The sequence below is a fragment of the Pseudoclavibacter chungangensis genome, assembly GCF_013410545.1.
Classification (GTDB): domain Bacteria; phylum Actinomycetota; class Actinomycetes; order Actinomycetales; family Microbacteriaceae; genus Pseudoclavibacter; species Pseudoclavibacter chungangensis.
Map to the genome: position 1 here is coordinate 488,193 of NZ_JACCFV010000001.1, position 25,230 is coordinate 513,422.

Consider the following 25,230-nt stretch of genomic DNA (forward strand, 5'->3'; position numbering starts at 1 on the left):
ATGCAGGAACGGGGGACGCGGACTCGACTGACGCGTCCGAGTTCCCGGACACGCGGGTGACCTGCGGCTTTCGCTGAGGTTGTGCAGGCTGCGACACGGTTCGACATTGATATGGGCATGACTACCCATCCAGATGACGTTGATCTCGCTGTTATGTTCCTCGGGCCGCGCCGCGGGCCCTCCCGGCTCCGACGCAACCATCGTCTGAACAGCATGGAGAACAATCGAGAATGGATGCAGCCGACAACTCCACCGGTCCCTCCGAGGCCGACGGCGAGGGGCTGCCCACTCGCCGATCCATGCGCGCGCCGCGGAACGTCGCCGCCACGGCGTCAGCGACGGATGTGCTTTCGTCTCCCGGTGGTTCGGAGCCGGGCCCAGCACGCGGGCGGCGATTGCTCGTCGCCGCCGGGGTCGCGGCGCTCGGGGCGGGCGCGCTCGCTGTCGGGAGCCGACTGGCGGCCATGGCGGGAAGCCCCACGCACGGTCAGCAGGGGGGTTCCGGTGAAACGAACGGCACGGACTCGAACGCCGTGGGCGGTGGCGAGATGGGCGCCGGGCCCGCGCCCGTGGCTCCCCCCGGGGCCACCATGGGGCCATCCGGCGGCGGTGCACCTGTCGTTCCCGGCCAGATCGCCGAGGCGTCGGACCGCGACGAGTCCCATGGGCAGGGCGTCGCGGAGATCGATCGGCCGAAGGAGTATGACCCGGGCCTTCCCGCCGGCCGCACGAATGGCCCGATGTCGGTTCCCGTCGCCGATTCGCCCGAAGCGCGGCATCACCTGCTGAAGCGTGCCGGGTACGGCATCGGAGCCATCGCGGAGCGTGAGGTCGAGCAGATGGGGCTCGACGCGTGGCTGACGCAACAGCTCGACCCTGCCTACGTCGACCCGTTCGAGGCCACTGCACTTTCGTGGTTCCCGTTCGCGAAGGTCGAGATCAATAGTGCCGAGGCCGCGGGCGTCGACCGGAACGAGACGTACCCGGCCTACATCAACGCGACGCTCGCCCGGCAGATCTACGGAAAACGTCAGATCTACGAGAACGTCGTCGACGTCTTCGAGAACCACCTCTACTGCATCAGGGGAACCGACCTCGGTGTCGGACAGGGCAATGACTACGGGAACGCGGTCATTCGCCCGCACGCGCTGGGCAGGTTCAGGGACATGCTCCTCGCGTCCGCGCGCCATCCGTACATGATGAAGTACCTCAACAACACCGATTCGGTGGACGGTGAGATCAACGAGAACTACGGCCGAGAGCTTCTCGAACTCCATACGGTCGGTGTCGGTTCGGGGTACTCGGAAGACGACGTGAAGGCATCGGCGAAGATCCTCTCGGGCCGCCGTGCCGGATCCGACGGGCTGTTCGCGTACGAACCGAAACACCACGTGACCGGCGCCGTGCGTGTCATGGACTTCGCGTCCGACAACGCGACCACCGAGGGTGGCATGGCCCTCGGTGACGAGTTCCTGAACTATCTGGCGACCCATCCCGCCACCGCACGGACCGTGGCTCGCAAGCTCGCGGTGCGCTTCGTGTCGGACTACCCGGATCCCGCACTCGTCGAGCGTCTCGCGCAGACGTACCTCGACAACGACACCGACATCCGTGCCGTGCTCGTCGAGATCTTCCGCTCGGACGACTTCTGGCACACCGCGGGATCGAAGATCCGACGCCCGTTGGAAGATGTCGTCGGGACGATCCGCGCGATCGGGGCCGATTCGGCGAAGCGTGACGGCACGCTCGAGATGGTCGGGTTCCTCGGTCTGCTCGGTCACCGTCCGTTGAGCTGGGGGCCACCAAACGGGTATCCCGACGTGTGGAGTGCGTGGATGTCGGCGAGCCAGCTCGTGCAGCGATGGAACGAGCACTTCCGGCTGGTCGGCTCACACCGCGAGCACCTCCTCCCGAGCAGTGAGTTCACCGCGATCTTCACGCCCGCACCCGGCCAGACCGTCGACGCCTGGGTGGACGCCATGTGCCGGTTCGCGATCGGCGAGCCGGCGAATCAACAGATCCTGGACGCCGCGCGCGTGCTCCACCAACTGCCGGTCGGCTCCACCGTTCCGGCAGATTTGTCGGGCCGAGTCGGGCCCGAGATCACGGCCCTCTTCTTCCATTCCGTCCAGTTCAGCGTGCGCTGAGAAAGGTCGACATGCTCGATCACCACCCATTCGCGATCCATCCCGACTGCACCGATTGGCGGCGCCTCGGGCGGAACGAGGAGGAGGCCAGGCTGCGGGCCATTGCGGGGGCGGTGCAGCGGGACGAGGAAGGCCGCGGCGAGCGCTGGTCGAAGGGTTTCACCCGCAGGAGTTTCCTCGCGGGTGGGCTCGGCGTCGCCGCGCTCGGTTCGCAGCTCGTCACGTCGCGTGTGTCATATGCGGCGAACGCTGCGACCGGTGGCGTCTCGAACGGACGCACGCTCGTCGTCGTCTTCCTCCGGGGCGGGCTCGACGGCCTGTCCGTTCTCGTCCCCGCCGATGATCCGAACCTGCTGACCGCTCGACCGGACATCGCGATTCGCGCGGGGAGCCTGCTGCAATTCGATCGGAACTTCGGCCTGCACCCGGCACTCTCGGCGCTCGAGCCGATGATGCGGGCCGGAAAGGTCGCGGCGATGCCGGATGTCGCGACACCGGAGCTCAGCCGGAGCCACTTCCAGGCGCAGGACATGCTCGAGCGTGGCGGGAGCTCGAGCGGAGGGTCGAGCGGTTGGCTCGATCGCGTGCTCGAGCAGACGGGGGCCGGCACGACGTTCCGCTCGATGTCGGTGACGAGCAACCTCACAAGGTCGCTGACGGGTACCTCGAACTCGCTCGTCGGCCGGACGGCCGAGTCGTTCAACATCCACGGCAATGCCTACAACGCCGACGCGATCAACGCGCTCTACACGGGCATCGATCATCCGTTCACCGTGCAGGCCGGCATCGCGCTCGACGCGCACGCCCAGGTCGCGTCGCTGACCTCGGCGGTGAGTGCCGAGAGCGCGTACCCGGAGGGTGGATTCAGCGCGGATCTGCGCAACCTGTCGGGTCTCATCCGCTCGGACGTCGGGGTGCGCGTCGCGACCGTCGATGTCGGTGGGTGGGACATGCACACGGGCATCGGTACCGTCGACACGGGGGACATGCGCGAGGCGCTGCAGGGGGTCGGCGACGGTCTCGCCGCCTTCTTCACCGACCTGGGCCCCAAGGCGGACTCCACGACGGTCGTGCTCATGAGCGAGTTCGGGCGACGGTTCGAGCAGAACGGCTCGGGTGGCACCGATCACGGTCACGGTGGTCTCGCGATGGTGATGGGCGCAGGGGTGCGCGGTGGGGTCTACGGCACATGGAACGGCCTGACGGAGGCCGACCTGAAAGAGGGCGATCTGCCGGGGAACAACGATTTCCGGAACTTCCTCGGCGAAGTCGTCATGTCGACGCTCGGGCTCAGCGAGGGGGCGCTCTCGAGTGTCTTCCCCGATTGGAAGATCACGACGTCCGGGCTGATGACGCCGGCGTGATCGTCGTTCGCGGGCGGCGCCGTCGCGGCGACACCGCCCACGTCCTGATGATCGAGTTGCTCAGGGGACCGGGACAAGATGTTCCGCGCCGATCCGCTTCATGACCATCGTCGAGGTGAGCCGCTGGACGCCGGGCAGCACGGCGAGGCGCGTGTCGTACAGCTCCTGGTAGCCGGCGAGGTCGGGTGCGAGCACGCGCAGGAGGTAGTCGGGTTCGCCGAACAGCCGCTGGGCGGTGACGATGCTCGGTTCGTCGGCGACGGCGTCCTCGAACGCGGCGACCGTCGGCCGGTCGGTCACGTTCATCGTGACGAACACGATCGCCTCGAACGTGAGCCCGAGCCGGTCGGGGGAGACGATCGCGCGGTAGCCCTCGATCGCGCCGCTCGTCTCGAGCTCTTTCACGCGCCGGTGGCACGACGAAAGACTCAGGCCGACGCGGGCGGCCAGATCCGTCGTGCTCATCCGTCCGTCCTCCTGAAGGAGTGAAAGGATCTGCTGGTTCAGTGCGTCCATATCGAGAATCCTCCCACCGTGACGGCGGGTTGTGACGCAGGAACGAAGCACATTTCACTCGAATCTTCGTAGCCTCTTCGTGACGAACGAGGACGGAGGTGCGGGCATGGACGTCGCACTCGTGGGCCAGTTCTGGGCGATCGCCGCGCTCCTCGCGTGCACACCGGGCGCCGACTGGGCGTACGCGATCGCGGCCGGTATCCGTGCCCGCTCCGTCGTCCCCGCGCTCTCCGGCATCGTCGTCGGCTACATCGGCCTCGTCGGGGTCGTCGCCGTCGGGCTGGGGGTCCTCGTCACGAGCTATCCGATCGTGCTGACCGTCCTCACCGTGGCCGGTGCCGCGTACCTCCTTTTCCTCGGCATCTCGACGCTCGCGAGCGCACCGAGGGCGGTGGGTGCGAGCGACGGGCCGCTCGGGGACGGCGTCTCGGGGCAATTCCTCCGCGGAGCCGGTGTGAGCGGCATCAACCCGAAGGGCATGCTGTTGCTCGTCGCCCTCCTGCCGCAGTTCGTGAGCCCCGCGGGCTGGCCGTCACCCGTGCAGATGCTCGTGCTCGGCGGGCTCCACGTGGGCAATTGCGTGGTCGTGTACGGCGCCGTGGCGCTCCTCGCGCGACGGGTGCTCGCGGCGCGACCACGCGTGAGCCTCGTCGTCACGCGCGTGTCGGGCGTCGTCATGACACTCATCGGCGTCGGCCTCCTCGCCGAGCAGGTGCTCGCGCTCCGCTGACCGCACCGCTGCGGCGGGCGGGACGGAGTCGTCGTCGGTGCGCTCGATGTCGGCGGGACGGTCCCGCCGGCGGTGCGCTCGGCATCAGTGCGTCGGCGCGGTCCCGGTGCTGCTCGAGGTGGGGACGCCGTGGGCTTCGGCCCAGACGCGCACGGCGTGCAGCGGCTCGAGGGCGCTCGTGCCGAGAACGGTGAGCGCGTACTCGACGTGCGCGGGCACGTCCGGCAGCACGGTGCGCTCGACGAGTACGTGTGCGACGAGGCGCTTGAGGGTCGCCGAGAGCACCTTCGCGCTCACGCCGTCGAGCCGTCGCCGGAGCTCGCCCGTGCGCAGCGGGCCGTCGGCGAGCGTCTCGAGCACGAGCGCGCTCCAGCGATCGGACAGCACGTCGAGCACGGGCCGGCACGGGCAGCGCTCGGCGTCGCGATCGTCGTGCGGAGTGGTGTCGGTCGGGCGGATCACGGGCCGATGGTATCTCGTGGTGACCAGAGGCCCTTGACGGTAACCGGGCGGACGGGACGATGATCGGGGTATGAGCCCAGTCGCGATCGGATACGAGAACAACCTGCCCGCCACCGACCCGAACGCCTTCGTCGCGCGCGAGGTCGAGGTGCCCGAACCGGGCCCGCACGACCTGGTCGTCGAGGTCGAGGCCGTCTCGGTGAATCCCGTCGACGTGAAGCTGCGGGCCGCGGCCCCCGCGGACGGGTTCCGCGTGCTCGGCTTCGACCTCGCCGGTGTGGTGCGTGCCGTCGGAGCGGAGGTGACGCTGTTCGCGCCGGGCGACGAGGTCATCGCGGCGGGCAGCATCGCCCGGCCGGGCAGTGATCAGCGGCTCGTGCTCGTCGACGAGCGCATCACGGGCCGCAAGCCAGCATCGCTCTCGTTCGCCGACGCGGCATCGCTCCCGCTCACCGCGATCACTGCGTGGGAGTCGCTCTTCGACCGCCTCGCGCTCACGGAGCACGACACGGGAACGCTCCTCGTCGTGGGTGCGACGGGCGGCGTCGGCTCGGCCGTTGTGCAGCTCGCGGAGGCGCTGCTCCCGGGCGTGACCGTCATCGCGACGGCATCCGGGCCGGAGCGCTCGGCGTGGGTGCGTGCGCTCGGTGCCGAGCACGTCGTCGACCACCACGACGACCTCGTCGCGCAGGTGACGGCGCTCGCGCCCGAGGGGGTCGACGCCGTGTTCACCGCGCACTCCGAGGGGCAGATCCCGAGCTACGCGCGGATCGTGCGGCCGTTCGGGCACATCGTCGCGATCGACGACGGGCCGCGCGACGTGGAACCGCTCAAGGAGCGCAGCGTCGCCTGGCACTGGGAGCTCATGTTCACGCGTGCGCTGTTCGGCACGCCCGACCTCGGCGAGCAGGGCGCGCTGCTGAACCGGGTCGCCGACCTCGTCGACGAGGGACGTGTTCGCCCGGTCGTGACGACCGCGCTCACGCCGATCTCACCCGAGACGCTGCGCGAGGCGCACGAGCTCGTGGAGCGCGGACGCACGCTCGGCAAGGTTGTCGTGCACGGATGGGCGTGAGCGGACGCGTGTGACGGCGGGGGCATCCGGACGCCTGACCCGCACGTTCGGCGAGCGGTGAGGGAGAGCTGTTCCGGGCCCATCAGGCGGATCGCGCGTCATGGAGCTCGGCGGTCAGGTCGCCACCGGCGTCGCCGGTGTTGACGGTGCCCGCAGCTTCGACGAGGAGCGCGTGCACCTCGGCATCGGCCCGCGGGCGGTGCTCGATGCCCCGCGGGACGACGAACAGCTCGTTCGGGCCGAGTTCGACGTTGCCGTCGCGCAGCTCGATCGTGAGGTGTCCGTGCAGCACGAGGAACAGTTCGTCGCTCTCGGGATGTGTATGCCACACGAACTCGCCGAGCAGGTTCACGAGTTTCACGTCGGTCGAGTTGACCTGGGCGACGAGATGGGGCTGCCAGGGGGCCGAGCTGCGTTCGAGCGTTTCGGTGATGCTGCGACTACCGGTCATGGCGGGCACGATACGAGATCGGTCGTCGTCGTGGTTCGGTGTGCCGCTGTGCGTCGCGTGCGGGCACCGGTCGGCTGATCAGCGGAAGGCACGCCCGATACCGGTACCGACCTGGTGGAGCGAGAGCCAGACGGCGTATCGCTGCAGGGGTCGCATGATCGGTGCGAGAAGCCGTTTCGGTGATCGGCGGCGCGTCGTCGAGCGCACCCAACTGAGCGTGAGGCGCAGGTGCGTGCCACCCGCCGCGGGTTCGAGTTCGACCGTGAGGCGGCGCGCGTTGGTCGTCGGCGCGTCGGGCCAGGAGGTCGCGAGCGTGAGGCGGTGCGGCTCGGTCAGCTCGTCCACCCTCGTGACGCCGGTCTCGGTGCCGTCGGGTACGCGGGCGGCTCGCCCGTCGGGTCGCGTTCGTCGCGCCCGCGTCGTCCACGTCGCGCCGTGGGTCACGGTCTCGGGGGCATCGTCGACGGTGCCCGTCAGTGGGTCCCACTCGGGCATCCGCTCGGGCGTGGTCAGGAGTGCCCAGACCTCGTCGGGGGACGCGGGTGCGAAGGCCTCGGCGCGGCCGGTCAGGGTGTCGCGCGGGCGGTTGGCGGTGGGTGTGGGCATCGTCTCGGCGAGGGCGAGGCGGTCCCGGATTCCGTCGGCGCTCGTGCCGAGTCTGCGCAGGACGGCGTCGACGAGTCCGCTCGGTTCGCCCAGGAGCTCGCGCAGCACGGCGGCGGCGTCGCCGCGCCGATCGCCGTCGCTCGCGCGTCGGATGATCGCGATCGCGCGTTCGCTCCACTCCGCCCGTGTCGTATCGTGGAACGTGATCCGTCCTGGTGGTGGCAGCTCCGCATCGACGCCGAGGGTCGCGAGTTGTTCTGCGCGCTGTGCTGCAATCGAGTTGCGGGTCGCGTCGATCGTGACGCCGTTCGCCCGCAGGAGTTGCCCGGCGAGCTGTTCGTTGATCGTGAGGGCGAGCAGGAGGTGCTCGATGTCGGCCGTCGGCTCACCGAGGCGCGAGGCCTCCTCCATGGCGGCGACCGACAGGGTGTGCGACGTCGTCGCGACGGTGGTGAGCTTGCTCAACTGTTCCTCCGTGGGACGGGGATCGTGGGGTCGATCCGTTTCGCGTACTTCTTGTGCACCGCCTGGCGGGTGACCCCGAGCGACGCCGCGATGTCCTGCCAGCTCAGGCCGGCCCGCAGTGCGGCCTCGACCTGTGCGAGCTCGAGTCGCTCGGTGAGCGTGCGCAGTGATGCGATGGCACGAAGGCCCGCTCGTGGATCGCTCGTGTCGGCGGCGACCGTGGTGATCTGCGGCGATTCCATGTTGTCAACCTAGGTTGCGCACAGCGGATTTGTCAACCGGAGTTGCTTGAGGTGGAGGGGATCCATGGTGTTCGAGCCGCGAATCGTTGCCCCGTGTTTCATGGTGAATGCTCAGAAGCCTGGCCAACGCGGGTCGCGCGATGCAACGATGGCCGTCACGAACCACGCCCGACGAGGATTCGCCACTCCAGCGACATCGGAGCCGCTCCACCGGCGAAGGAACCCACCACACCGCCCGTTCGAGGAGCCGTTTCGGCTTCGGGGGAACGAATCGAGCGGTCAGGTCACGAAGGACGACGGCGGCGCGGTCACCGCACCGCACATCCGGAAGCGAGCGTGCGCTCGAGCGGCCGGAGTCCGGTGCGCTCGACGACCCGTGCACCACGAGATCACGATGCGCCGTCGGCGTCGGCCGTTCCCGTCCGCGGTGGTGCATCCGTCGTCGACGAACAGAACGGAGCGGGCGCCACGAGGCGGCGCGCGCACGGTGTTGGGCCGAATCGTGGGCGAGGAGCCGCCTACGGAACCGAAGGGTGGGGGACATGCGGGGTGGCGACAGCGGGGCAACCCGTGCCGAACGAACGCGGGAGGGGCGCGGCGAGACGAGCGGTGGGCGCGGAGCGACGGGGGTCCGAGCGCGGCGACGCCCGATGCTCATCGCGCTCGGCGTCGCGCTCGCGATCGTCGCGGGACTCGCGTCCTACGTCGTTGCGACGCAGACGAGTCAACTCGTCTCGGTGCTGACGACGAACACCGACGTCGCTCGTGGTGAGCACCTGGAGGCGAGCGACTTCTCCGCCATCCTCATCTCGAACGGGCAGGTCACGAACGCCGTCCCCGTCGCAGCGCTCGACTCGCTGGTCGGGCAGGTCGCGGCGGTGGACCTGCCGGCGGGGTCGCTCGTCACGACCGCCAACGTGGCCGCCGAGGTGACGGTCGAACCAGGCTTGCACGTCGTCGGGATCCCGGTCGGTCCGACGCAGAAGCCGTCGGCGCCACTCGTCGCGGGCGATACGGTTCTGGCCGTCTTCACGCCGATCGCCCAGGGGGAGGCGCCGGTCGGTGAGCCGCCGACGATGCCTGCGACGGTCCACGCGGTGAAGTCGGACGTCGAGGGCGGCCTCACGCTCGTCGACGTGGTCGTCCCTGCCGAGCAGGCCACGACCCTCGCCGCATGGGCGGCCACGGGACGTGTCTCGCTCGTTCTCGATCCGTCGGGAGGTCGATAGCGATGTCGGTTGTGGCGTTCGGGAGTCTCGGGCACAGCCCGGGCACGACCACGAGCGTGCTCGCGCTCGCACTCTCCTGGCCTCGTCCGGCGATCGTGGTCGAGGCCGACCTCTCCTCGACGAGCAGCGTGCTCGCGGGTCGCTTCCGGGGGAGCCGCGACCACACCGTCGGGCTCGCCGTGCTCGCGATGGCGGAGCTCGAGGGGCGCCTCGCACCGCACATGCTGTGGGAACAGTCCGTTCCGCTCGGGCCGGAACCCGACGCGCAGCGTGTCGTCCCGGGGTTCACGACGCTCGGGGCCGCGGCGGGTGCTGGTGGCTTCTGGTCGACCCTCGGGCAGGTGCTCGTGTCGCTCGAGGCCTCCGGCACGGACGCCTTCGTCGACCTCGGCAGGATCACCCTCAACGATCCACGGATGCCCCTCGTCGAGACGGCGGACGCGGTGGTGCTCACGTGCGGTGCCACGCTGCCGGACGTCGCGGCGGTCGTGGACCGCGTCAACAGTCACAGCTCGGCGCTCGAATCGGTGCGTTCGCGTCTCGACCTCGTCGGGAAGCCGGATGTGCTCGTCACCCTGCTCATCGAGCGCGCCCGCGAGAACTACTCGGCCACGGAGGTGCAGCGGGCCACGGGGCCACGGGTGCTCGGAACACTGCCATGGGCGCCCGACGCGGCGGCCGCGTACTCCCTCGGCGCGCCGACGGGACGCGGACGCACCACCTTCGAGCGAGCGGTCCCGAGCATCGTCGCGTCGCTCGCCGGGCTGCTCGACGAGCAGCGTGCGCGCCTGCGGGGGCCGGCGGAGGCGAGTCGACGATGAGCCGCATCGATCCGGCCGACCTGCCGCCGAGCCTCGCCGACACCCCGCTGTTGGGGCAGCGCGAGGCCGAGCGGGCCGCGCGGGCGAACGGTCCGCCGGATCCGGCAGGCTCGTTCCGACAGTTCGTGCACGAGGGGCGGGGAACGGGGCGCGACGAGGCGCGATCGTCGGCACACCGTCCCGAACACCGTGGCGACGCGCGCGGGCGGGTACCGCAGTCGACGGCCGGCGCGCTCGTGGGCGAGCTTGACTGGGAGGTCGTGGCGCGTCTGCGGCACGCGGTGTCCGACCTGTTGACGCGACAGATCGAGGCGAAACCGAGTATGTCGGAGCAGGATCGGCGAGCCATGGCGCAGAGCCACATCGCCGAGGTCGTGCGCGAGGAGGCGGCCTCGCAATTGCGTGGTGGGGGACGGGACGCCACCTGGTCGCAGGAGATGCAGCACCGGGTGTCGAGGGCCGTGTTCGACGCGCTGTTCAAGCTCGGACGCCTGCAGCCGCTCGTGGACGAGCCCGGCGTCGAGAACATCGACATCTTCGGCCACGACAACGTGTACGTGAGCTACGCCGACGGCAGCAAACGGAAGGCGCCAGCCGTCGCCGACAGCGACGAGCAGCTCGTCGCCGACATCGCCTTCCTCGCGCAGCGCGGGGGCGAGGAGGGGCGCAGCTTCACGGCCGCGAGCCCCGACCTCGACATGGATCTGCCGGGCGGCGCGCGGCTCGCGGCCGTGCATCCGCCGATCTCGCCACGGCCGAAGGTCGTCATCCGCATCCACCGTTTCGTCGACATCTCGCTCGCCGATCTCATCGGGTACGGCACGCTCACCCCACCTGCCGCGGCGTTCCTGAGCGCAGCGGTGAAGGCGGGGGTCAGCGTCGTCGTGGCGGGCGCGCCGAGTGCGGGGAAGACCACGTTTGTGCGCGCACTCGCGAACGAGATCGATCCGTTCGAAGAGATCGTGACGATCGAGAAGGAGCGCGAGCTGCACCTCGATCGCATGGGGGAGCGGCACCGCATCGTCACGGCACTGCAGTATCGGCCGGGGCAGGGGGAGGCGGGCGCGGCGGGGGCCGGTGAGGTCGGGCTCGTGCAGTTGCTCGAGAAGGCACTGCGGCTCAATGCCGAGCGCATCATCGTGGGCGAGGTGCGTGGCGGCGAGGTGGATGCGATGTTCCAGGCGATGCAGGCCGGCGTCGGCTCGCTCTCGACCATTCACGCATCGAGCCCGACCGACACGATCGAGCGACTCGCGAGCCTCACCCTCAAGAACCTCGGCACGAGCGACGCGTATGCGTATCGGCAGATCACACAACACATCGGTCTCATCGTGCAGATCCGGCGCGTCCGTCGCGGGGGACAGGTGCGGCGTGTGGTCACGCACATCTCGCAGGTGCAGCCGGGCGAGTCGGCGCCGGACGGCACGACGCGCCCCGTCGCGATGGACGTGTTCGCGATCGACGGCGAGGAGCGACTCGGCGCGCGTCATCTGCCGACGGGCGCGCTGCTCGGGCGGCTGCGTGAGGTGGGTTTCGACGATCGCGACCTGCGGGGCGATCGAGGAGGATTCGCATGAGTGCCCTGATCGGCATGCTCGTGACCGTTGCGGTGCTGGGCGTCGTCGTCGCCGTCGTCGGATTCCTGCCCGTGTCCGAGGGACGCGCGGCTCGTCCACCGAGCGGTTTCGCACGGTGGGTGAACCATCGGCGCGCGATCCTTACGCGACGCCAGTGGCGATGGGCTGCCGTGGGGCTCGTCCTCGGCGTCGTCGGGTGGATGCTGACCGGTTGGGTCGTGCTCGTCTTCGCCGCTCCGATCGTCGCGCTCGGCCTGCCCTACGTGCTCTCGAGCGGCGAGAACCGTGTGCAGCTCGACCGACTCGACGCCCTCGAGTCGTGGACGCGAAACCTGTCGGGGCTCACGCAGACCGGCGCGAGCCTCGAGCACGTGCTCATCGCGAGTCTCTCGAGCGCTCCGGAGCCGATCCGGCCGGAGGTCAACACCCTCGTCGCCCGGCTGAACGCTCGCTGGCGCACGCGGGACGCACTGGAGCAGTTCGCGGCGGATCTTTCCGATCCAACGGCCGATCTCGTCGTCGTTCATCTGCTGCTCAACGAGTCGCAGCGGGGCCCCGGGCTGACCGCGGCACTCGACGATCTCGCACAGATCATTTTCGAGGAGGTGCGCGTGCGGCGGCAGGTGGAGACGGATCGTGCGAAGCCGAGACAGAACATGCGGATCATCACGGTCGCGACGTTGGGGCTGCTCGCGTGTCTGCCGCTCCTCTCGACGTTCATGGCTCCGTACCGGACACCGTTCGGGCAGGTGTTGCTGGCCGCGTGGCTCGTGCTCTATGCACTCATCCTGTTGTGGCTCAAGCGCATGACCGTCACGAAGCCGAGCCCGAGGCTCCTCGACGGGGCGTGGACGCAGGCGGACGGGAGCACCACATGAGGGCGATGCGGCGGGCGAGGGCGATGTGGCGGGTGGCAGGGTGCCCCGGCGCAGCGGGTCGAGCTCGCGCCGCCGCCGCGCCGGTGCGGACGGGGCGGGGGCGCTGATGCTCGCGTTCGTTCCGGGTGCATTCGTCGGCATCGGCGTGACGCTCATCCTGGTCGGGCTGATTCCCGTCCGGCCGGACCTCCGTGTCGCGCTCGCGAACATCGGCACGTCGACCGTGCCCGAGGCGAGTGCTCCGACGTCTCGCCCGCAGCGTGCCGGTGCGTGGCTGCGCACGCACATGCCCGAATGGGCGATCAGGGGCGATCTCGATCGGGACCTGTCGCTCGTCGGTATGAACGCCTCGCGCTTCTACTGGGACAAGTTGCTGCTCGCGCTCGTCGGCTTCGTCGGGTGTTCGACGCTCGGGTTCGTCATGCAGACGCTCGGGTACGTGCCCGCGTACCTCTTCTCGCTCGTGGGCGTCGGCTTCGCGCTGTTGCTCTGGTTCGTGCCCGACCAGGAACTCCGGCGGAAGGCGCGCGAGAGCAGACTGGAGTTCGCTCGCGCGGTGGCGGTGTATCTGGAGCTCGTCGCCGCCGAACGGCGCCGGGGGTCCTCCGCGACGCATGCGCTCGAGTCCGCGTCGCGGGTCGGCAACACGTGGGTGTTCATGCGCATCCGCGAGGAGCTGACGCGGGCACGGCTCGCGGGCACGAGACCGTGGGATGCGCTCAACATGCTCTCTGATCAGATCCGCGTGCCCGAGCTGAGCGAGATCGCGAAGATCACGCGGCTGAGCGGTGAGGAGGGGGCGTCGGTGTACGAGACCCTTCGCGGTCGCGGGCGAGCGTTGCGTGTGCAGTTGCTCAACGACGAGCACGCGAAGGCGAATCAGGCGTCGGAGCGGATGTCGGTGCCGCTGACGTTCCTCGCCTTCGTGTTCGTCGGGATCATCCTCACGCCGCTCGTCCTGAACCTGACGGGGGGATCGTGATGCGCCGCGCCGCTGCCGTCCGATCTCGCGATTCGTTCGGGCCGTTTCTCTGTAGGGGTCGACTCCGGCCTGCCGCTCGTCGTCCGTGTCCGTCCCCATCCGTCCCGTTCACATCACCTGGAGGTACTCATGAACCGGATCCTGAATGCAACCGCCGCTCGCGTCGGAGTGCGCCTGGCTCGTCTGCGCGACGAGGGAGAGGCGGGTGCCGAGACGACGGAGTGGATCTTCATCGTCGTCGGGGCGCTCGTCATCGGTGGCGTCGTCATCGCCGCGATCACGGCGTTCGTCGACGGGCAGATCGCGCTGCTGCCCGGCGGGTGAACGGAGACTGCGGTGGTGTCCGTTCGGAATCGTGGCGTCGGGTGCCGGGCACTCGGCGGGGAACGTGGTGCGTCGAGCGTCGAGGCGGCGATCATCCTTCCGGCGTTGCTGTTGGTGTTCTTCGCCATCGTGCACGGGGCCGCGTTCCTGCACGCCGGGAACATCGCCCAGGCGAGCGCGCAGGCGGCCTATGAGGAGGCGCGTCTGTTCGACGGGACGGCCGCTCAGGGTGTCGCTGCCGGGCAGGCGGCCGGTGCTGCGTCCGGTGGTGGGCTCGAGAACGTCGCGGTCACCGTCGATCGGGGCACGGAGTCGGTGACGGTGACCGTGACGGGGCAGGCACCGATGCTCATTCCGGGCCTGCCGCTGGATGTCACGCGGACGATCACGGGGCCCGTGGAGCGGTGGTCGCAGTGACCGGCAGGTGGCCGTGGCGACACGGTGTTTCGGATGATCGGGGTGCGTTGTCGGTCGAGCTCGTCATCGTCGCGCCGGTCCTGATCGCGGTCGTGTTGTTGCTCGTCGCGGCAGGCCGGATCCAGGTCGCGACGACGGCCATGCAGTCGGCCGCGGGTGCGGCGTCTCGAGCGGCGTCGATCGCGTTGACGAGTGCAGAGGCGGAGATCGAGGCGACCGAGGTCGCGCGGACGACGCTGAGCGAGTCGGGCTACCTGTGCGCGACGTTGACGGTCGAGGTCGACGACTCGGGGCTCGCGTCGCCCCTCGGCGTCTCCGGCACGGTCGCGGTGACCGTCACGTGCGATCTCGCGTTGGCGGACATCGCCCTGCCCGGCCTCGGCGGGACGCGAACGTTCACGGCGACGGCATTGAGCCCGGTCGACTCGTTCAGGGAGCGGAACTGATGCGCGGTTTGATGATGAGAGTCTCGCAGCTCCGGCGACAGCCGGAGCGCGGCAGCGTGCAGTTGTTCCTGATCCTGACCGTCGTGACGTTGGTCGTGGTCGTGGGGCTCGTGGTCGACGGTGGTGGGAAGGTGCAGCTCGCCACGGATGCGCAGCACGTCGCCTCGTCGGCGGCGCGAGCGGCGACGAACGCGATCTCGGCCGAGACGGTTGCCGGGCACGCGTTGAGCATCGATGCGCTCCTCGCGACCCAGGTCGCCGAGGACTACATCGAGAACGCCGACATGACCGGCACGGTCTCGGTGGACGGTGCCACCATCACCGTCACGACCGAGGCGGTCTACGCGACGAGATTCGTCAGCCTGATCGGCATCAGCACACTCACCGTCAGCGGAACGGCAACGGCAAGTCTCATCGACGGGCCAACGGGCTAAACCAGTACAGCGGAATGAGTTGGGAAAAGAAAATGCGAACACAAAAACTCCGAATTGTCGTCTTGGGTTCGGCTGCGGTGCTTGCGCTAGTGCTTTCGGCATGCGCGTCCGGAGAACCGGACCTGACGCCGCTGCCTTCAACCGACGCGTCGACGGTTGCCGAGGAGACCGCGTCGGTTCCGGAGAAACCCGGCGTCGAGGACCTCCCCCTCGTTGCGGAGCCTCCCGCTACGGAGAGCGCGGCCATCGACTGGGCAGTGCGTGCGACATACGGATACATTGCGGTCGAAGGCGACGTCATGAACAACCACCCCGACGATACGTCCGAGCTCGCCCTCATCGCTAAGGGGAACGCTTCGGACTTGATTTCCTACTACGCTGGAAGACTCGCTGAGACCGGCAATATCAGGTCGGGGAATGCGTACTATGAGGCGCTTGCGGAGAGAAGCAGTGTCGCGACCTCCGGTGATGCGAGTGCGACACGGTTCGGGCGAGTCGAAGTGTGGGGATGCTATGGGTCGGGAGACGTTACGCTCACCGACGCGGACGGAAAACCCCTGGAACATGCGAATATTCCGCCGGCTCCAATGTGGTTACTTGCCGAGTATGATGCAACCAGCTCGATTTGGTACATTGTCGATATCGATCCGCTTCCTCAAGATGCGGCCTTCTCGTGCTGATTTCTCCCACTTTATGTTCAAGAATCCTTCTTCTCTCAATTGTTGGACTGCTTTGCGTGGGTATTGTTTTGCCTGTGGGTGACGTCGCGTTTGCGGAGGAACAATCATCGTATGAGTCTCGCGGTAGGGGGCCACTGCCTGATGGGTCCTATCCGGGCGGCAACTGCGAAGTACTCAGTTGTGGGACTTGTGATTCCTCGGTCAGTTCGGACAACCGTTGTGACGGTCAACCACCCGGTTCCACGGAGCGTCCGCCCACTGATCCTGACGATGGCCTAGATGATGGGCCCGACGGTGGTTCGGGCGGCGGAGCCGATGGTAGCGATGGTGGTGCGCCGGCGCCCGCACCTCCGCCTCCGATCCCGGCCGGTGAGGCGGCGTTGGCGCTTTCCGCGGCTTTTGCTCCGTCGCCGATCGAGATCGGGATGGCGCCGAAGGTGAATCCGGATTGGGGGCATCGGCGGTCGTATGTTGGTTTGCCGATTTGGATGTGGGTTGCGAATCCGTCGGCGTCGTCGTGGGGGCCGACGTCGTGGTCCGGGTCGACTGGTGGACAGACGATCGATTTCGTGGCGCAGGTGAGCACGGTGCACTGGGATATGGGCGATGGGGCGATGGTGACGTGTGCGCAGGGCACGCCGTATTCGACGGCGTACGGGAATCGGATGTCGCCGTCGTGTGGGCACAAGTACACGCACGTGAGTGCGGGGCAGCCGGGCGGCATGTATGCGGTGACGGCGACGACGAACTGGACGATTGCGTGGACGAGTCGGACGACTGGGGAGACCGGGACGCTCACAGCCTCGGCGGTGTCCTCGACCGAAGTCGAGATCCTGCAACTGCAATCCGTCAACACCTGATCGCGACGTTGCGCCAGGGGCGGCGCTGCGACGCGGCCGAAATCTGGGACGTCGCGTGGTCGCGTCGTGATCACGTTGATGAGTACTCCGAATTTGAGGGGCAAAATGCCTGCTGGACTTCGCAGATCGGTCGCTGTCTTGGTGACGCTGACGTCACCGACGCTGCTGGGAGGGTGAGCCGCCGGCGAGTCGGATGGCGCGCAATCGGCCGCCGAAACGACGACCCAACCCAGTGATCCGTTGCCGACGATGGGGGAGACGCCCGCCGTCACCGACGTGCTACTCGTCGCCGAGGCCGCGACGTTCGAGGAGGAGGCGATCTGGTGGGCCGTCCACGCCGCCAATGCGTTCAACGTCGTCCAGTCCGAAGTGATGAACAACCACCCGGACGACACGAGCATGCTCAACTCGATCGCGAAGGGAGACCCAATCGTCATCGTCGAGTACTACGCCGGGAGGCTCGCGACGAGCGGCCTCGTCATGCCCGGGCTGGCCGAGCAGTGGGTCATCCCGCAAGAAAGCGTCGTATCGCCCGACCGCGAGAACCGGGAGTCGAGCTTCGGTCGCGTCGAGGTCTGGCTGTGTTCGGGAACCGGTGGTATTTCGCTGACGGACGCCGACGGAAACGACGTCCCTCACCAGTACATCCCGCCGGGCCCGCAGTGGATGCTCGCGGAGTACGAGGTCGAGGAATCAGCGTGGTTCATCACCGCGATTACGGTCTGGCCGGAGGCCGACTACAGTGCTGAAGGCGGGGTGCGCGCACCGAAGCCGAATACCGGGCGCAGATGCGACGAGGCGTCGCCGTGCGCCGGCCTCTGACCTCATCAGGCGAGCAGGTCGAGCGCCTCTCGCGCGATGAGCTCAGGCTCGGTCACGGGGATCAGGTGCGCGGAGCGTTCGGCAGGCACGAACCGGGCGCCCGGGTGTGCGGCGACCGTCTCGTGGTGTGCCCGCACGAGGCCCGCCCGCAGCGCGCGGTCGAATCGGCCTGGCCGCTGCCCCGACAACACGCGCATCGGCATGTCGGCGAGCGCGAGCGGGTGCTCGGCCAGCGTCGTGATCTCGGGCGGGACCACACGGTGCTCCGCCGCGATCGCGTGTGCGGCATCGACCGTCGTCGACGCGGCGACCGTCGCATCGAGGATCGGCTCGGGCAGCCCCCGCAGGGGCACGCGCGAGAGCCTGCCCAGAAGTCCCGTTTGGGCGAGGGGCACCATGATCGCGCCCTGCGCCTCGCCCGACCAGCGCGCGAGCCGGGAGGTGTAGAGCTCTGCCGCGTGCTCGTCGCTCTGGTCGACGAGCACGAGCCCCGCAGGTGCACTGCCCTCGGCGAGCAGACGCGCGGCGAGTGTCCGCACGATCGGGCCGCCCCAACTGTGCCCGACGAGCACGAGTCGCCGGTGCGGGAACGCGTCGACGACGGTCCGGAGGTCGCGCGCGAGGTGGCGAAGGTCGCGCGGCGCATCGCGCACCGGCGAACTGCCGCCGTAGCCGGCGCGCTCGTAGGCGACGACGCGCGCGTGCCGGGCGAGCCGCGCGTGCACCGGCCCCCAGTACAGGCCGCTCGTGCCGAGCCCCGCCTCGAGGACGACGAGATCGTCACCCTCGCCCGCCGACATGGTGCGTAGACGCCGACCGTCCCACGCGTCGACGAACCCGTCCTCGCCGAGTAACCCCGCCCCTGGAACCGTGTCCGTGCGCATGTGTCGAGCGTACCGAGTCGACGTGGACGCAGCTGTCCCGGCGAGGAGCCGGTCTCAAGCGATCACGGCCCCGCGCGGACCGCGGGCCGCGCCGACGACCGCGAAGAGGTCAGACGCAGCGCTCGTACACGTGGTCACCGTCGCCGCTCGCGACGAGGTCTCGATCACGCAGGATCGTGAGCGGTGCGCGGTCCGGCGACGCGCACACGCGCGCGAAGTCCGTCCCACCCTCGGCGAGCGAATCCGGGTACTCGATCTGCAGCACGTGGGGGCCATACACCGACGTGAAGCGCTCGCATTCCTCGTAGGCGCCGCACTCCTCGACGACCGCGAAATCGAAGCCGAGATCGTCGTGCGCGATCTCGGTCACCTCGGCCGCGTTCTTCTGCGCGATCGCGAGGCCGTTCGCGTGGGCACGGTCGACGTAGGCGCGTGCGAGCTCGAGCGCGCCGACGCGGTCGATGCGATCGAATCGCGTCCAGGTGTCCAGGTTGTCGATCTCGACCGCCGCGTACCCCGCTCGCGCACACGAGTCGATGACGGGCCCGATCACAGCCAGGATGCCCTCGCGCTGCGACGCGGTCGACGGGTCGAGCACGTCCTCGTCCGGCCAGGCCGGATCGTGCACGGGCACGCCGTCGGCATCGGTCAACAGCAGGTGTGCGCGATCGGCCCGCCACGCCGACGCCTCGTCGGGCTGCGTCTGGAATCCGTTCACGTAACACACGCTGTAGGCGCCAGGTAGGGCCGGCGCCGAGGCGTCCCGCACGACCACATCCGGCCGCAGCTCGCCGTTCCCGGTCGCGACGATGTCGGACGGTCCGCCCAGTTGATAGTCGAAGACGCCCTCTGTCGGTGGCAGCTCGAACGCGGACCCGGACGACGAACGAGGCGCGTCGGAGGTCGCGTTGTCGGACGTGGCATCACCGGGTACGGCATCCGCCGGCCAGCTGCAGCCGACGAGCACCATCGCAGCGGCACACGCCGCGATCACCCGCGCGATCCGCCTCGAACTCCTGAGCGTCACCGGCACGCGTCCTTCCTGAGGGCCTGGGGCGAGGACGGACGGCCGCCGTCTCGCCGGGTCGATCATGGCACCACGTGGTTGCCGATCACCTCAATGGGGCGGCCGCACCTCCGGGCGTGACGACGAGCACCTGCGCCGAGCGCTCGTCACCGAGTCCGGCGCGCATATTCCGCGAGTATCACGCCCGACTCGAAGGCGAGCGTGCCCGTGCGCACCCAGCCAACCGGCTCGTAGGGCCGCTCACCGAAGAGCCGCACCCCACTGCCGAACGTCACCGGATTGATCTTGAGCGCGAGCCGGTCGATCTCCCCGCGCAGCTGCGCCGCGAGGGCGCCACCGCCGCACAACCAGATCCCGCGCCCCGGCTCGCGCTTGAGTCGTCGAACGGTCTCGACCGGATCCGCATCCGTCAGCTCGACGCCGTCGCTCCCGTCCGGCGCTTCGTGTGCATGCGAGAAGACGATCTGCCGCAGGTGACGATACGGCGAGGGCAGGGCGGGGAGGCCGACCGCGTAGGTGTTCCACCCCATGAGGACCGTGTCGAACGGCCCACCCTCGACGGTAAGCCCGGCCGCATCGGCGAGCTGCGTCGGTGCGGTGCCCGTATAGCGGGCCCAGATGGGCGCGGCGTGGTCGCCCTCGACCAGGAAGGTATCGAACTCGTGGTCCGGCCCGGCGATGAAGCCGTCCAGGCCGACGGCCACGAAATAGGTGAGTTCTCGCATGATGACTCCGTTCACGACAGGTGCAGCGGTTGGGAGAGTACGACAGATGCAGTGATTGCGCTAGTCTCGGTGCGTGGCGAAGAACGAGGCGCGGCGAAACGCGCTCGCGGATGCGGGCATCGTCGTCCTCGCGCGCGAGGGATCGCGGGGGCTGACGCACCGGGCGATCGACCAGGAGGCGGGCGTGCCGGTCGGCACCGCGTCGAACTACTTCCGCAGCCGCGACGCGCTCGTGAGCGGCCTCGCCGACCGCATCGGTGCGCGCCTCGCGCCGACGCCCGACGACCTCCAACGCCGCGGCGAACGCGCGCCGGGCCGAGCGCTCTTCGCCGACTACCTGCGCGACATCGTCCGGCGGCTCATGGCCGAGCCCGACGTGACGCGCGCGCTGTTCGAACTGCGACTCGAATCGGGGCGCCGCCCCGAGCTCGAGGCCGTGTTCGGGCCCTGGCTCAGGGCAGGATTCGAGGCGGACCTCGCGTTCAACGTCGCGGCCGGGCTCCCGGGTGGCAGGAGAGAGATCGCGCTGTTCCGCTACGCGATCGACGGGTTCCTGCTCGATCGGCTCACGACACCCGTCGACCCGGACACGAGCTCCGACGTGGTGATCGACGCGCTCGTCGCCGGGCTCCTGCCCGACTGATCGCGGGCGGCCGGGCGGACGGGCAGACGGCCGGCGGGCTCGACGGCGAGAATCGACCGTGGTGGCGCACGACGGTCGTTCGCCGGATGGCCGCGTGCATGAGGGCCGTGTGGCGACGGTAACGCGCGGCTCGCGCCCGAGAGCCCCACGTCGAGGCGTACCGTGAAGCATGACCACGCGCGATGCCACGGGACGAACCCTCGACGAGTCGGAGGACCTGTTGCTCGACGCCATGCGTCGGAGCGATGTCGAGCAGCTTCGTTCGCTGCTCGCCGACGATCTGGTCTTCACCCTGCCCGACGGCACGGTCGTCGGGCGTGAGGCCGACCTGGCCGCCCACCGTTCCGGCTCGACGCGGTTCCAGTCCCTCGCCGAGATCGACCGATCGACGGACGAGCAGGACGGCCGCGGCCGCACCCGCACGCGCGTCGACGTCGTGGTGATCGACCGCGGCGACCGGATCGTCGCGATGCTCGACTACGAGCGGTCCTGGTCGATTCGTGGTGGCGTGTGGCAGGTCGTGTCGGGGAGTGCGACCCCGGTGCTGTGACCCGGACGGTCGCGCCACGGCGGCACGACCCTCACGGCTCTCCGCCGCTCGGTGTCGCGCCGCCGCGGCCGCTCTGTCTCCTTCGGGCCGACGGCGCTCGGGCTCAGCCCGCTCGCGCTCAGCCCGCTCGGCTCAGCCCGCTCGGCTCAGCCCGCTCGGCTCAGCCCGCTCGGCCGAGCGGCACGCACACCTCGGTCACGAGATCGGCCTCGTCGACCTGATCGGGCGTCGTCACGTAGAGGTTGAAGGCGCGGCCGGCCGGCGAGACGTCGTCGCGCACCGCGATCCCCTCGGTCGTGAGGTGGGCGGCGATGAGGTCGTGGGCCTCGCTGATCCGGTCGTACGGACCGACGACGCGCGCGACGAGACAGTCGCGGGCCGGCAGCTCGAGCACGTCCACGGGCGGTTCGACGCTCGTTCCGGGTACGACGGGCACGAAGATCGACAGATCGACGTCGTGTTCGGTGTATTCGTCGTCGTGCTCGATCACGCCACACGGCCCGATCGGGGTGATCGAACGGGCGGCGAGCAGGGGCATGAGCTGCCCCCACAGCCGTCCCTCGTCGGAATAGCTCGCGACGGTGCCGCGAAGTGTCGCGACGGTCATAGCGGGGACGGTGGTGCGGTTCAGGGTGATGGGCATGAGATGTGCTCCGTGATCGAGAAGTCGGGTGATGAGTGACACCCGTCCCGTGGCCGCGCGCTGTTCCGCCACGAGACTCTCGCGCTGCACACACAGCGCTTGCGTCCATGCGGGGGTGCCGCGGGCGGCGAGGAGGATGCCGATGGCGGAGACGCCGAACCCGACATCGCGCAGATTGCGGATGTCGGCCGCATCGGCGAGCTGGTGCGGCGCGTAGCGTCGGTAGCCGCTCGACGGATCGATGTCGGCGGGAACGAGCACGCCCTGCGCGTCGTAGTGGCGCAGCATCCGCACCGACAGCCGGCTCAGCGAACTGAACCGACCGATCGTCATGAGCGTCGTGATCTCGGCCATGCCTCCATCGTGACGGCTGACACGGTGTGAGGGTCAAGAGTCGTCGCGCGAACGGCGACCGTGCCCCGAGCGAGGGCCATCACGTGCGACGCAGGATCAGCAGCCCGTCCCAGCCCTTGACGCCGACCGTCTGCACCGCGGTCGCCTCGAGCGACGGATCGGCGGCGATGTCCGCCACGAGTTGCCGGACGCCACGGACGCGTACGTCGTCGCTGTGCTCGTCGACGACGGCACCGTCGTGCACGACGTCGTCGACGATGATCACGGCGCCGGGGCGGGTCAGTCGGAGGGCGACCGCGAGGTAGGCGGGATTGCTGGGTTTGTCGGCGTCGATGAACACGAGGTCGAACGGTTCGGTGTGGGTGTCCGCGAGGCACTGTGCAGACTGGGCCGCAGGCCCGCCGACGACGTCGACGCGGTCGGCGACGCCCGCCCGCTCGAGGTTCTCACGGGCGATCGCGGCAATCGTCTCCTCGAGCTCGAGCGTCAGCACCCGGCCCTCGTCACCCACCGCGCGAGCGAGCCAGATCGTCGAGTAGCCCGCGAGCGTGCCGAACTCGCCGGAGTCGACCCCGGCCAGATGGTTCCAGTCCGGTACCGGCCGGAGATCTTCGACCACTACGTCGCACTCGCCCGCGATGTCGGTGAGGACGAGGCGCGGGAGCTCGCCGCACGCATCGCGGGCGGTGGGAACGCGTGAACCGTGTGCCCGACCACCGAACGGTGGCCGGGCGACGGCGTCGAGCGCGGCGGCTGCGGCTGCGGCTGCGTCGCGGCCGCACGGTTCACAGCAGCCCGGACTCCTTCAGCAGTTCCTCGGTCCATGTGCCGTGGAGTTTCTTGACGAGCTGCTTCTCGACGAGCCCGGCGAACGGGAACTTCGCGGGCAACGGCTCCTCCTCGATGCTCTTCCGGTCGCGCAGGTAGTAGGCCGCCTTGAGGAGCTGCCGGATGTCGTACACCGACCCGAACACCTCGGGGATGCCGCGCTCGACGCCGAGGAGGGTGTAGACCGCCTCCATCGCCGTGCGCACCGAGTACTCGGTCGTGAACACCGTGTCGCGCGTCGGCGATTCGGCGAAGTTGCCGATGAACGCGAGGTTCTTCGAGCCGTTCGGCACGACGGCGGGCCGGTCGCCCGGTCGCCGGGGCATGAAGTACGACGTGATGAACGGCATGTAGACCGGGTTCGTGTTGATCGAGCCCTGGGCGGCGAGCTCGGCGATGCGGTCGGTCGGGACGCCGAGGTGGTACAGCCACTCCTGCGTGATCTCCTCGCCGCTGCACTCGGTGATCCGCTTGTGGACGTAGTCGCCCTCCGTGTCGGAGTAGAGGCCGTAGATCCACACCGTCGTCTCGTTGGGCTTCTGCTCCTTGAAGTGGGGTTGGCGGTGGACCGCGAAGCTCATGAGCCAGCTCGAGTCGGTGATCGTGATGATGCCGCCCGTATTGACCTTGTGATCGTGCAGATCGCGCTTCGTGAGTCGTTCGATGTACGGATCGACCTCGGTGTTCTCGATCGTGGCGGTCGCCGACACGAACCAGCTCCGCTCCGGGAGTCCCGTCGAGAACACGTCCGGGCGTCCGAAGTCGGGGGAGCGCTCGGCGAGGCGCTGCCACAGCGTCCACGATCCGCCGGGCTCGTCGGTGACGGGCGCGGGCGTGGTGGTCGCCGTAGGTGGTCGACTCGGTGATCGACCCGTTCGTGACGAACACGAGGTCGTCCTCGCCGAGCGCGATCGACTCGTCCTCGCCGTCGACGGTGACGAGCAGGTGGGTCGCGGTCTTCGTGTCGCCCGTGACGTCGACCTCGACGTCACGCACCGTGGTCCCGTACCGGAAGTCGACGCCGTGGTCGTTCAGGTAGGCGAGCAGTGGCTTCACCATCGACTCGTACTGGTTGTAGCGGTTGAACTTGAGTGCCGAGAAGTCGGGCAGCCCGTTGATGTGATGGATGAAGCGCATGAGGTAGCGGCGCATCTCGACGAGGGAATGCCACTCCTCGAACGCGAACATCGTCGACCAGTAGACCCAGAAGTTGCTCTTGAAGAAGTCGGCCGAGAAGTGGTCGGCGATCGTCTTGTCGCCGAGGCTCTGTTCCGAGGCGAGGATGAGCTTCACGATCTCCTGCTGTGCCTCGTTCGAGAGGGTGAAGTCGCCGTCGGTGGGAACGCGCTCGCCCTGCTCGTGGATCAGGCGGCAGTTCGAGGAGTTCGGGTCGTCCTTGTCGAGCCAGTAGTACTCGTCGAGGTACGAGGCGCCCTCGATCTCGAGCGAGGGGATCGACCGGTACATGTCCCAGAGGCACTCGAAGTGGTCCTCCATCTCGCGTCCGCCGCGCGTGATGAAGCCGATGTCGGGCCGGTCGATTCCGTCGAGCGAGCCGCCCGCGAGGGGGAGCTCCTCGAAGATGTGGATGCGTTCGCCGGGTACGTGGCCGTCCCGGATGAGGAACACCGCGGCGGAGAGGCCGGCGAGACCGGCCCCGACGATCCACGCCGACGCCGTCTCGGCGCGCTCCGGCGTGCGGGGCCGCGCGAATGCTTCGTAGTTTCCGTTCGAGTGGTACACGATCTCCTCTTTCGTTCGACGGAGACTCCGGGTGCTGCGCACACGGCTCCGGAGCGTCGATCGAAAGGGCCGGTGGTCCTCGCGGCGTGCGATCGACCGATCGGCGGGCCACTGCGTGGGCGGCGGGTCCGGTGTGGTCGTCATCCTGCCGGTGCTCACGGTCGGGCACCGCACCTCGGGCTCCGGGGCCGCGGTGTGACCATTGTCATCCTCCCGTCTGGGCGGCAGCCGTGGACGCCACCAGGGGCGGCGTGCGCGTCGCCCGACGCAGTGAGCCCGTGACCTCGGAACGGAACGATCGGGTC

General features: G+C 69.1%; 28 protein-coding genes and 1 pseudogene. 18 read left to right on the forward strand and 11 right to left on the reverse strand.

Annotated elements, in window-relative coordinates:
* The first annotated feature begins 740 nt into the window (after nucleotides 1-740).
* A complete protein-coding gene (locus tag HNR16_RS02070; protein WP_179558054.1) occupies nucleotides 741-2,147 on the forward strand; it encodes a DUF1800 domain-containing protein in 1,407 nt (468 codons plus the stop codon).
* 11 nt (nucleotides 2,148-2,158) lie between these two features.
* On the forward strand, nucleotides 2,159-3,511 hold the full coding sequence (locus tag HNR16_RS02075) for a DUF1501 domain-containing protein (protein WP_158039390.1): 1,353 nt from the start codon (nucleotides 2,159-2,161) through the stop codon (nucleotides 3,509-3,511).
* A 60-nt stretch (nucleotides 3,512-3,571) separates the two neighbouring features.
* On the opposite strand, the gene HNR16_RS02080 is transcribed toward HNR16_RS02075, so the two are convergent.
* Entirely contained in the window at nucleotides 3,572-4,027 is a 456-nt protein-coding gene (locus tag HNR16_RS02080; protein WP_158039391.1) for an Lrp/AsnC family transcriptional regulator, read from the reverse strand.
* 106 nt (nucleotides 4,028-4,133) lie between these two features.
* Between HNR16_RS02080 and HNR16_RS02085 the strand changes: the two genes are divergently transcribed.
* Nucleotides 4,134-4,757 carry a LysE family translocator gene (locus HNR16_RS02085; RefSeq protein ID WP_158039517.1) on the forward strand — a complete coding sequence of 208 codons (624 nt, stop codon included), beginning with the start codon at nucleotides 4,134-4,136 and terminating at the stop codon, nucleotides 4,755-4,757.
* A gap of 84 nt (nucleotides 4,758-4,841) precedes the next feature.
* Here the strand turns inward: HNR16_RS02085 and HNR16_RS02090 are convergent, their stop codons facing one another.
* Nucleotides 4,842-5,219, reverse strand: coding sequence for a winged helix-turn-helix transcriptional regulator (locus HNR16_RS02090; RefSeq protein ID WP_158039392.1), 378 nt, complete (start codon nucleotides 5,217-5,219; stop codon nucleotides 4,842-4,844).
* 70 nt (nucleotides 5,220-5,289) lie between these two features.
* On the opposite strand from HNR16_RS02090, the gene HNR16_RS02095 reads away from it, so the two are divergent.
* Nucleotides 5,290-6,294: a zinc-binding alcohol dehydrogenase family protein gene (locus HNR16_RS02095; protein ID WP_158039393.1), complete on the forward strand. Its 1,005-nt coding sequence runs from the start codon at nucleotides 5,290-5,292 to the stop codon at nucleotides 6,292-6,294.
* 82 nt (nucleotides 6,295-6,376) lie between these two features.
* Here the strand turns inward: HNR16_RS02095 and HNR16_RS02100 are convergent, their stop codons facing one another.
* The 3 genes from HNR16_RS02100 to HNR16_RS02110 form a co-directional block, all read right to left on the reverse strand.
* On the reverse strand, nucleotides 6,377-6,745 hold the full coding sequence (locus HNR16_RS02100) for a cupin domain-containing protein (RefSeq protein WP_158039394.1): 369 nt from the start codon (nucleotides 6,743-6,745) through the stop codon (nucleotides 6,377-6,379).
* 78 nt (nucleotides 6,746-6,823) lie between these two features.
* Nucleotides 6,824-7,816 carry an SRPBCC family protein gene (locus HNR16_RS02105; RefSeq protein WP_158039395.1) on the reverse strand — a complete coding sequence of 331 codons (993 nt, stop codon included), beginning with the start codon at nucleotides 7,814-7,816 and terminating at the stop codon, nucleotides 6,824-6,826.
* Entirely contained in the window at nucleotides 7,813-8,058 is a 246-nt protein-coding gene (locus tag HNR16_RS02110; protein ID WP_158039396.1) for a hypothetical protein, read from the reverse strand. Before HNR16_RS02110 ends, HNR16_RS02105 begins: the two co-directional genes overlap by 4 nt.
* Nucleotides 8,059-8,708: 650 nt before the next feature.
* On the opposite strand from HNR16_RS02110, the gene HNR16_RS02115 reads away from it, so the two are divergent.
* From HNR16_RS02115 to HNR16_RS02170, 12 genes are all read left to right on the forward strand, one after another.
* The gene (locus HNR16_RS02115) at nucleotides 8,709-9,287 is read left to right on the forward strand and encodes an SAF domain-containing protein (protein WP_179558055.1); all 579 of its coding nucleotides are present in this window, start codon (nucleotides 8,709-8,711) and stop codon (nucleotides 9,285-9,287) included.
* 2 nt (nucleotides 9,288-9,289) lie between these two features.
* On the forward strand, nucleotides 9,290-10,108 hold the full coding sequence (locus tag HNR16_RS02120) for a hypothetical protein (RefSeq protein ID WP_179558056.1): 819 nt from the start codon (nucleotides 9,290-9,292) through the stop codon (nucleotides 10,106-10,108).
* Nucleotides 10,105-11,685: a TadA family conjugal transfer-associated ATPase gene (locus HNR16_RS02125; RefSeq protein ID WP_179558057.1), complete on the forward strand. Its 1,581-nt coding sequence runs from the start codon at nucleotides 10,105-10,107 to the stop codon at nucleotides 11,683-11,685. Before HNR16_RS02120 ends, HNR16_RS02125 begins: the two co-directional genes overlap by 4 nt.
* Nucleotides 11,682-12,563 (forward strand): type II secretion system F family protein, encoded by an 882-nt coding sequence (locus HNR16_RS02130; protein ID WP_158039399.1) that lies wholly within the window; start codon nucleotides 11,682-11,684, stop codon nucleotides 12,561-12,563. The genes HNR16_RS02125 and HNR16_RS02130 overlap by 4 nt, the downstream gene beginning before the upstream one ends.
* Nucleotides 12,564-12,669: 106 nt before the next feature.
* Nucleotides 12,670-13,545, forward strand: a complete 876-nt coding sequence (locus HNR16_RS02135) for a type II secretion system F family protein (protein ID WP_158039400.1) — start codon at nucleotides 12,670-12,672, stop codon at nucleotides 13,543-13,545.
* Nucleotides 13,546-13,674: 129 nt separating this feature from the next.
* A complete protein-coding gene (locus HNR16_RS02140) occupies nucleotides 13,675-13,869 on the forward strand; it encodes a hypothetical protein (protein WP_158039401.1) in 195 nt (64 codons plus the stop codon).
* 15 nt (nucleotides 13,870-13,884) lie between these two features.
* Nucleotides 13,885-14,286: a TadE family protein gene (locus HNR16_RS02145; RefSeq protein ID WP_179558058.1), complete on the forward strand. Its 402-nt coding sequence runs from the start codon at nucleotides 13,885-13,887 to the stop codon at nucleotides 14,284-14,286.
* A 47-nt stretch (nucleotides 14,287-14,333) separates the two neighbouring features.
* On the forward strand, nucleotides 14,334-14,732 hold the full coding sequence (locus HNR16_RS02150; RefSeq protein ID WP_218868361.1) for a TadE/TadG family type IV pilus assembly protein: 399 nt from the start codon (nucleotides 14,334-14,336) through the stop codon (nucleotides 14,730-14,732).
* A complete protein-coding gene (locus HNR16_RS02155; protein WP_158039403.1) occupies nucleotides 14,732-15,166 on the forward strand; it encodes a pilus assembly protein TadG-related protein in 435 nt (144 codons plus the stop codon). Before HNR16_RS02150 ends, HNR16_RS02155 begins: the two co-directional genes overlap by 1 nt.
* 14 nt (nucleotides 15,167-15,180) lie before the next feature.
* Nucleotides 15,181-15,846 (forward strand): hypothetical protein, encoded by a 666-nt coding sequence (locus HNR16_RS02160; protein WP_158039404.1) that lies wholly within the window; start codon nucleotides 15,181-15,183, stop codon nucleotides 15,844-15,846.
* Nucleotides 15,847-16,226: 380 nt separating this feature from the next.
* A complete protein-coding gene (locus HNR16_RS02165) occupies nucleotides 16,227-16,706 on the forward strand; it encodes an ATP/GTP-binding protein (RefSeq protein ID WP_158039405.1) in 480 nt (159 codons plus the stop codon).
* A 249-nt stretch (nucleotides 16,707-16,955) separates the two neighbouring features.
* Entirely contained in the window at nucleotides 16,956-17,528 is a 573-nt protein-coding gene (locus tag HNR16_RS02170; RefSeq protein WP_158039406.1) for a hypothetical protein, read from the forward strand.
* 5 nt (nucleotides 17,529-17,533) lie between these two features.
* On the opposite strand, the gene HNR16_RS02175 is transcribed toward HNR16_RS02170, so the two are convergent.
* The 3 genes from HNR16_RS02175 to HNR16_RS02185 form a co-directional block, all read right to left on the reverse strand.
* Nucleotides 17,534-18,412, reverse strand: coding sequence for an alpha/beta fold hydrolase (locus HNR16_RS02175; RefSeq protein ID WP_158039407.1), 879 nt, complete (start codon nucleotides 18,410-18,412; stop codon nucleotides 17,534-17,536).
* Nucleotides 18,413-18,521: 109 nt separating this feature from the next.
* On the reverse strand, nucleotides 18,522-19,439 hold the full coding sequence (locus HNR16_RS02180) for an endo alpha-1,4 polygalactosaminidase (RefSeq protein ID WP_225737747.1): 918 nt from the start codon (nucleotides 19,437-19,439) through the stop codon (nucleotides 18,522-18,524).
* Nucleotides 19,440-19,585: 146 nt separating this feature from the next.
* A complete protein-coding gene (locus HNR16_RS02185) occupies nucleotides 19,586-20,164 on the reverse strand; it encodes a dihydrofolate reductase family protein (RefSeq protein ID WP_158039408.1) in 579 nt (192 codons plus the stop codon).
* Between the two features lie 73 nt (nucleotides 20,165-20,237).
* Between HNR16_RS02185 and HNR16_RS02190 the strand changes: the two genes are divergently transcribed.
* Together HNR16_RS02190 and HNR16_RS02195 are read left to right on the forward strand one after the other, a co-directional pair.
* Entirely contained in the window at nucleotides 20,238-20,807 is a 570-nt protein-coding gene (locus HNR16_RS02190) for a TetR/AcrR family transcriptional regulator (protein WP_158039409.1), read from the forward strand.
* Nucleotides 20,808-20,976: 169 nt separating this feature from the next.
* Nucleotides 20,977-21,357: a nuclear transport factor 2 family protein gene (locus HNR16_RS02195; protein WP_158039410.1), complete on the forward strand. Its 381-nt coding sequence runs from the start codon at nucleotides 20,977-20,979 to the stop codon at nucleotides 21,355-21,357.
* A gap of 160 nt (nucleotides 21,358-21,517) precedes the next feature.
* Here the strand turns inward: HNR16_RS02195 and HNR16_RS02200 are convergent, their stop codons facing one another.
* From HNR16_RS02200 to HNR16_RS18955, 3 genes and pseudogenes are all read right to left on the reverse strand, one after another.
* A complete protein-coding gene (locus HNR16_RS02200) occupies nucleotides 21,518-22,354 on the reverse strand; it encodes a MerR family transcriptional regulator (protein ID WP_158039411.1) in 837 nt (278 codons plus the stop codon).
* 79 nt (nucleotides 22,355-22,433) lie between these two features.
* Nucleotides 22,434-22,973 (reverse strand): O-methyltransferase, encoded by a 540-nt coding sequence (locus HNR16_RS02205; RefSeq protein ID WP_225737748.1) that lies wholly within the window; start codon nucleotides 22,971-22,973, stop codon nucleotides 22,434-22,436.
* A gap of 166 nt (nucleotides 22,974-23,139) precedes the next feature.
* Nucleotides 23,140-25,069: pseudogene (locus tag HNR16_RS18955) on the reverse strand (oleate hydratase).
* Nucleotides 25,070-25,230: the final 161 nt, after the last annotated feature.

Bases quoted from the DNA above. Each gene is read 5' to 3' on its own strand.
- HNR16_RS02070 (WP_179558054.1), top strand. From the start codon at position 741: ATGTCGGTTCCCGTCGCCGATTCGCCCGAAGCGCGGCATCACCTGCTG.
- HNR16_RS02075 (WP_158039390.1), top strand. From the start codon at position 2,159: ATGCTCGATCACCACCCATTCGCGATCCATCCCGACTGCACCGATTGG.
- HNR16_RS02080 (WP_158039391.1), bottom strand. From the start codon at position 4,027: ATGGACGCACTGAACCAGCAGATCCTTTCACTCCTTCAGGAGGACGGA.
- HNR16_RS02085 (WP_158039517.1), top strand. From the start codon at position 4,134: ATGGACGTCGCACTCGTGGGCCAGTTCTGGGCGATCGCCGCGCTCCTC.
- HNR16_RS02095 (WP_158039393.1), top strand. From the start codon at position 5,290: ATGAGCCCAGTCGCGATCGGATACGAGAACAACCTGCCCGCCACCGAC.
- HNR16_RS02100 (WP_158039394.1), bottom strand. From the start codon at position 6,745: ATGACCGGTAGTCGCAGCATCACCGAAACGCTCGAACGCAGCTCGGCC.
- HNR16_RS02110 (WP_158039396.1), bottom strand. From the start codon at position 8,058: ATGGAATCGCCGCAGATCACCACGGTCGCCGCCGACACGAGCGATCCA.
- HNR16_RS02115 (WP_179558055.1), top strand. From the start codon at position 8,709: ATGCTCATCGCGCTCGGCGTCGCGCTCGCGATCGTCGCGGGACTCGCG.
- HNR16_RS02120 (WP_179558056.1), top strand. From the start codon at position 9,290: ATGTCGGTTGTGGCGTTCGGGAGTCTCGGGCACAGCCCGGGCACGACC.
- HNR16_RS02125 (WP_179558057.1), top strand. From the start codon at position 10,105: ATGAGCCGCATCGATCCGGCCGACCTGCCGCCGAGCCTCGCCGACACC.
- HNR16_RS02130 (WP_158039399.1), top strand. From the start codon at position 11,682: ATGAGTGCCCTGATCGGCATGCTCGTGACCGTTGCGGTGCTGGGCGTC.
- HNR16_RS02135 (WP_158039400.1), top strand. From the start codon at position 12,670: ATGCTCGCGTTCGTTCCGGGTGCATTCGTCGGCATCGGCGTGACGCTC.
- HNR16_RS02140 (WP_158039401.1), top strand. From the start codon at position 13,675: ATGAACCGGATCCTGAATGCAACCGCCGCTCGCGTCGGAGTGCGCCTG.
- HNR16_RS02155 (WP_158039403.1), top strand. From the start codon at position 14,732: ATGCGCGGTTTGATGATGAGAGTCTCGCAGCTCCGGCGACAGCCGGAG.
- HNR16_RS02160 (WP_158039404.1), top strand. From the start codon at position 15,181: ATGAGTTGGGAAAAGAAAATGCGAACACAAAAACTCCGAATTGTCGTC.
- HNR16_RS02170 (WP_158039406.1), top strand. From the start codon at position 16,956: ATGGGGGAGACGCCCGCCGTCACCGACGTGCTACTCGTCGCCGAGGCC.
- HNR16_RS02175 (WP_158039407.1), bottom strand. From the start codon at position 18,412: ATGCGCACGGACACGGTTCCAGGGGCGGGGTTACTCGGCGAGGACGGG.
- HNR16_RS02185 (WP_158039408.1), bottom strand. From the start codon at position 20,164: ATGCGAGAACTCACCTATTTCGTGGCCGTCGGCCTGGACGGCTTCATC.
- HNR16_RS02195 (WP_158039410.1), top strand. From the start codon at position 20,977: ATGACCACGCGCGATGCCACGGGACGAACCCTCGACGAGTCGGAGGAC.
- HNR16_RS02200 (WP_158039411.1), bottom strand. From the start codon at position 22,354: ATGGCCGAGATCACGACGCTCATGACGATCGGTCGGTTCAGTTCGCTG.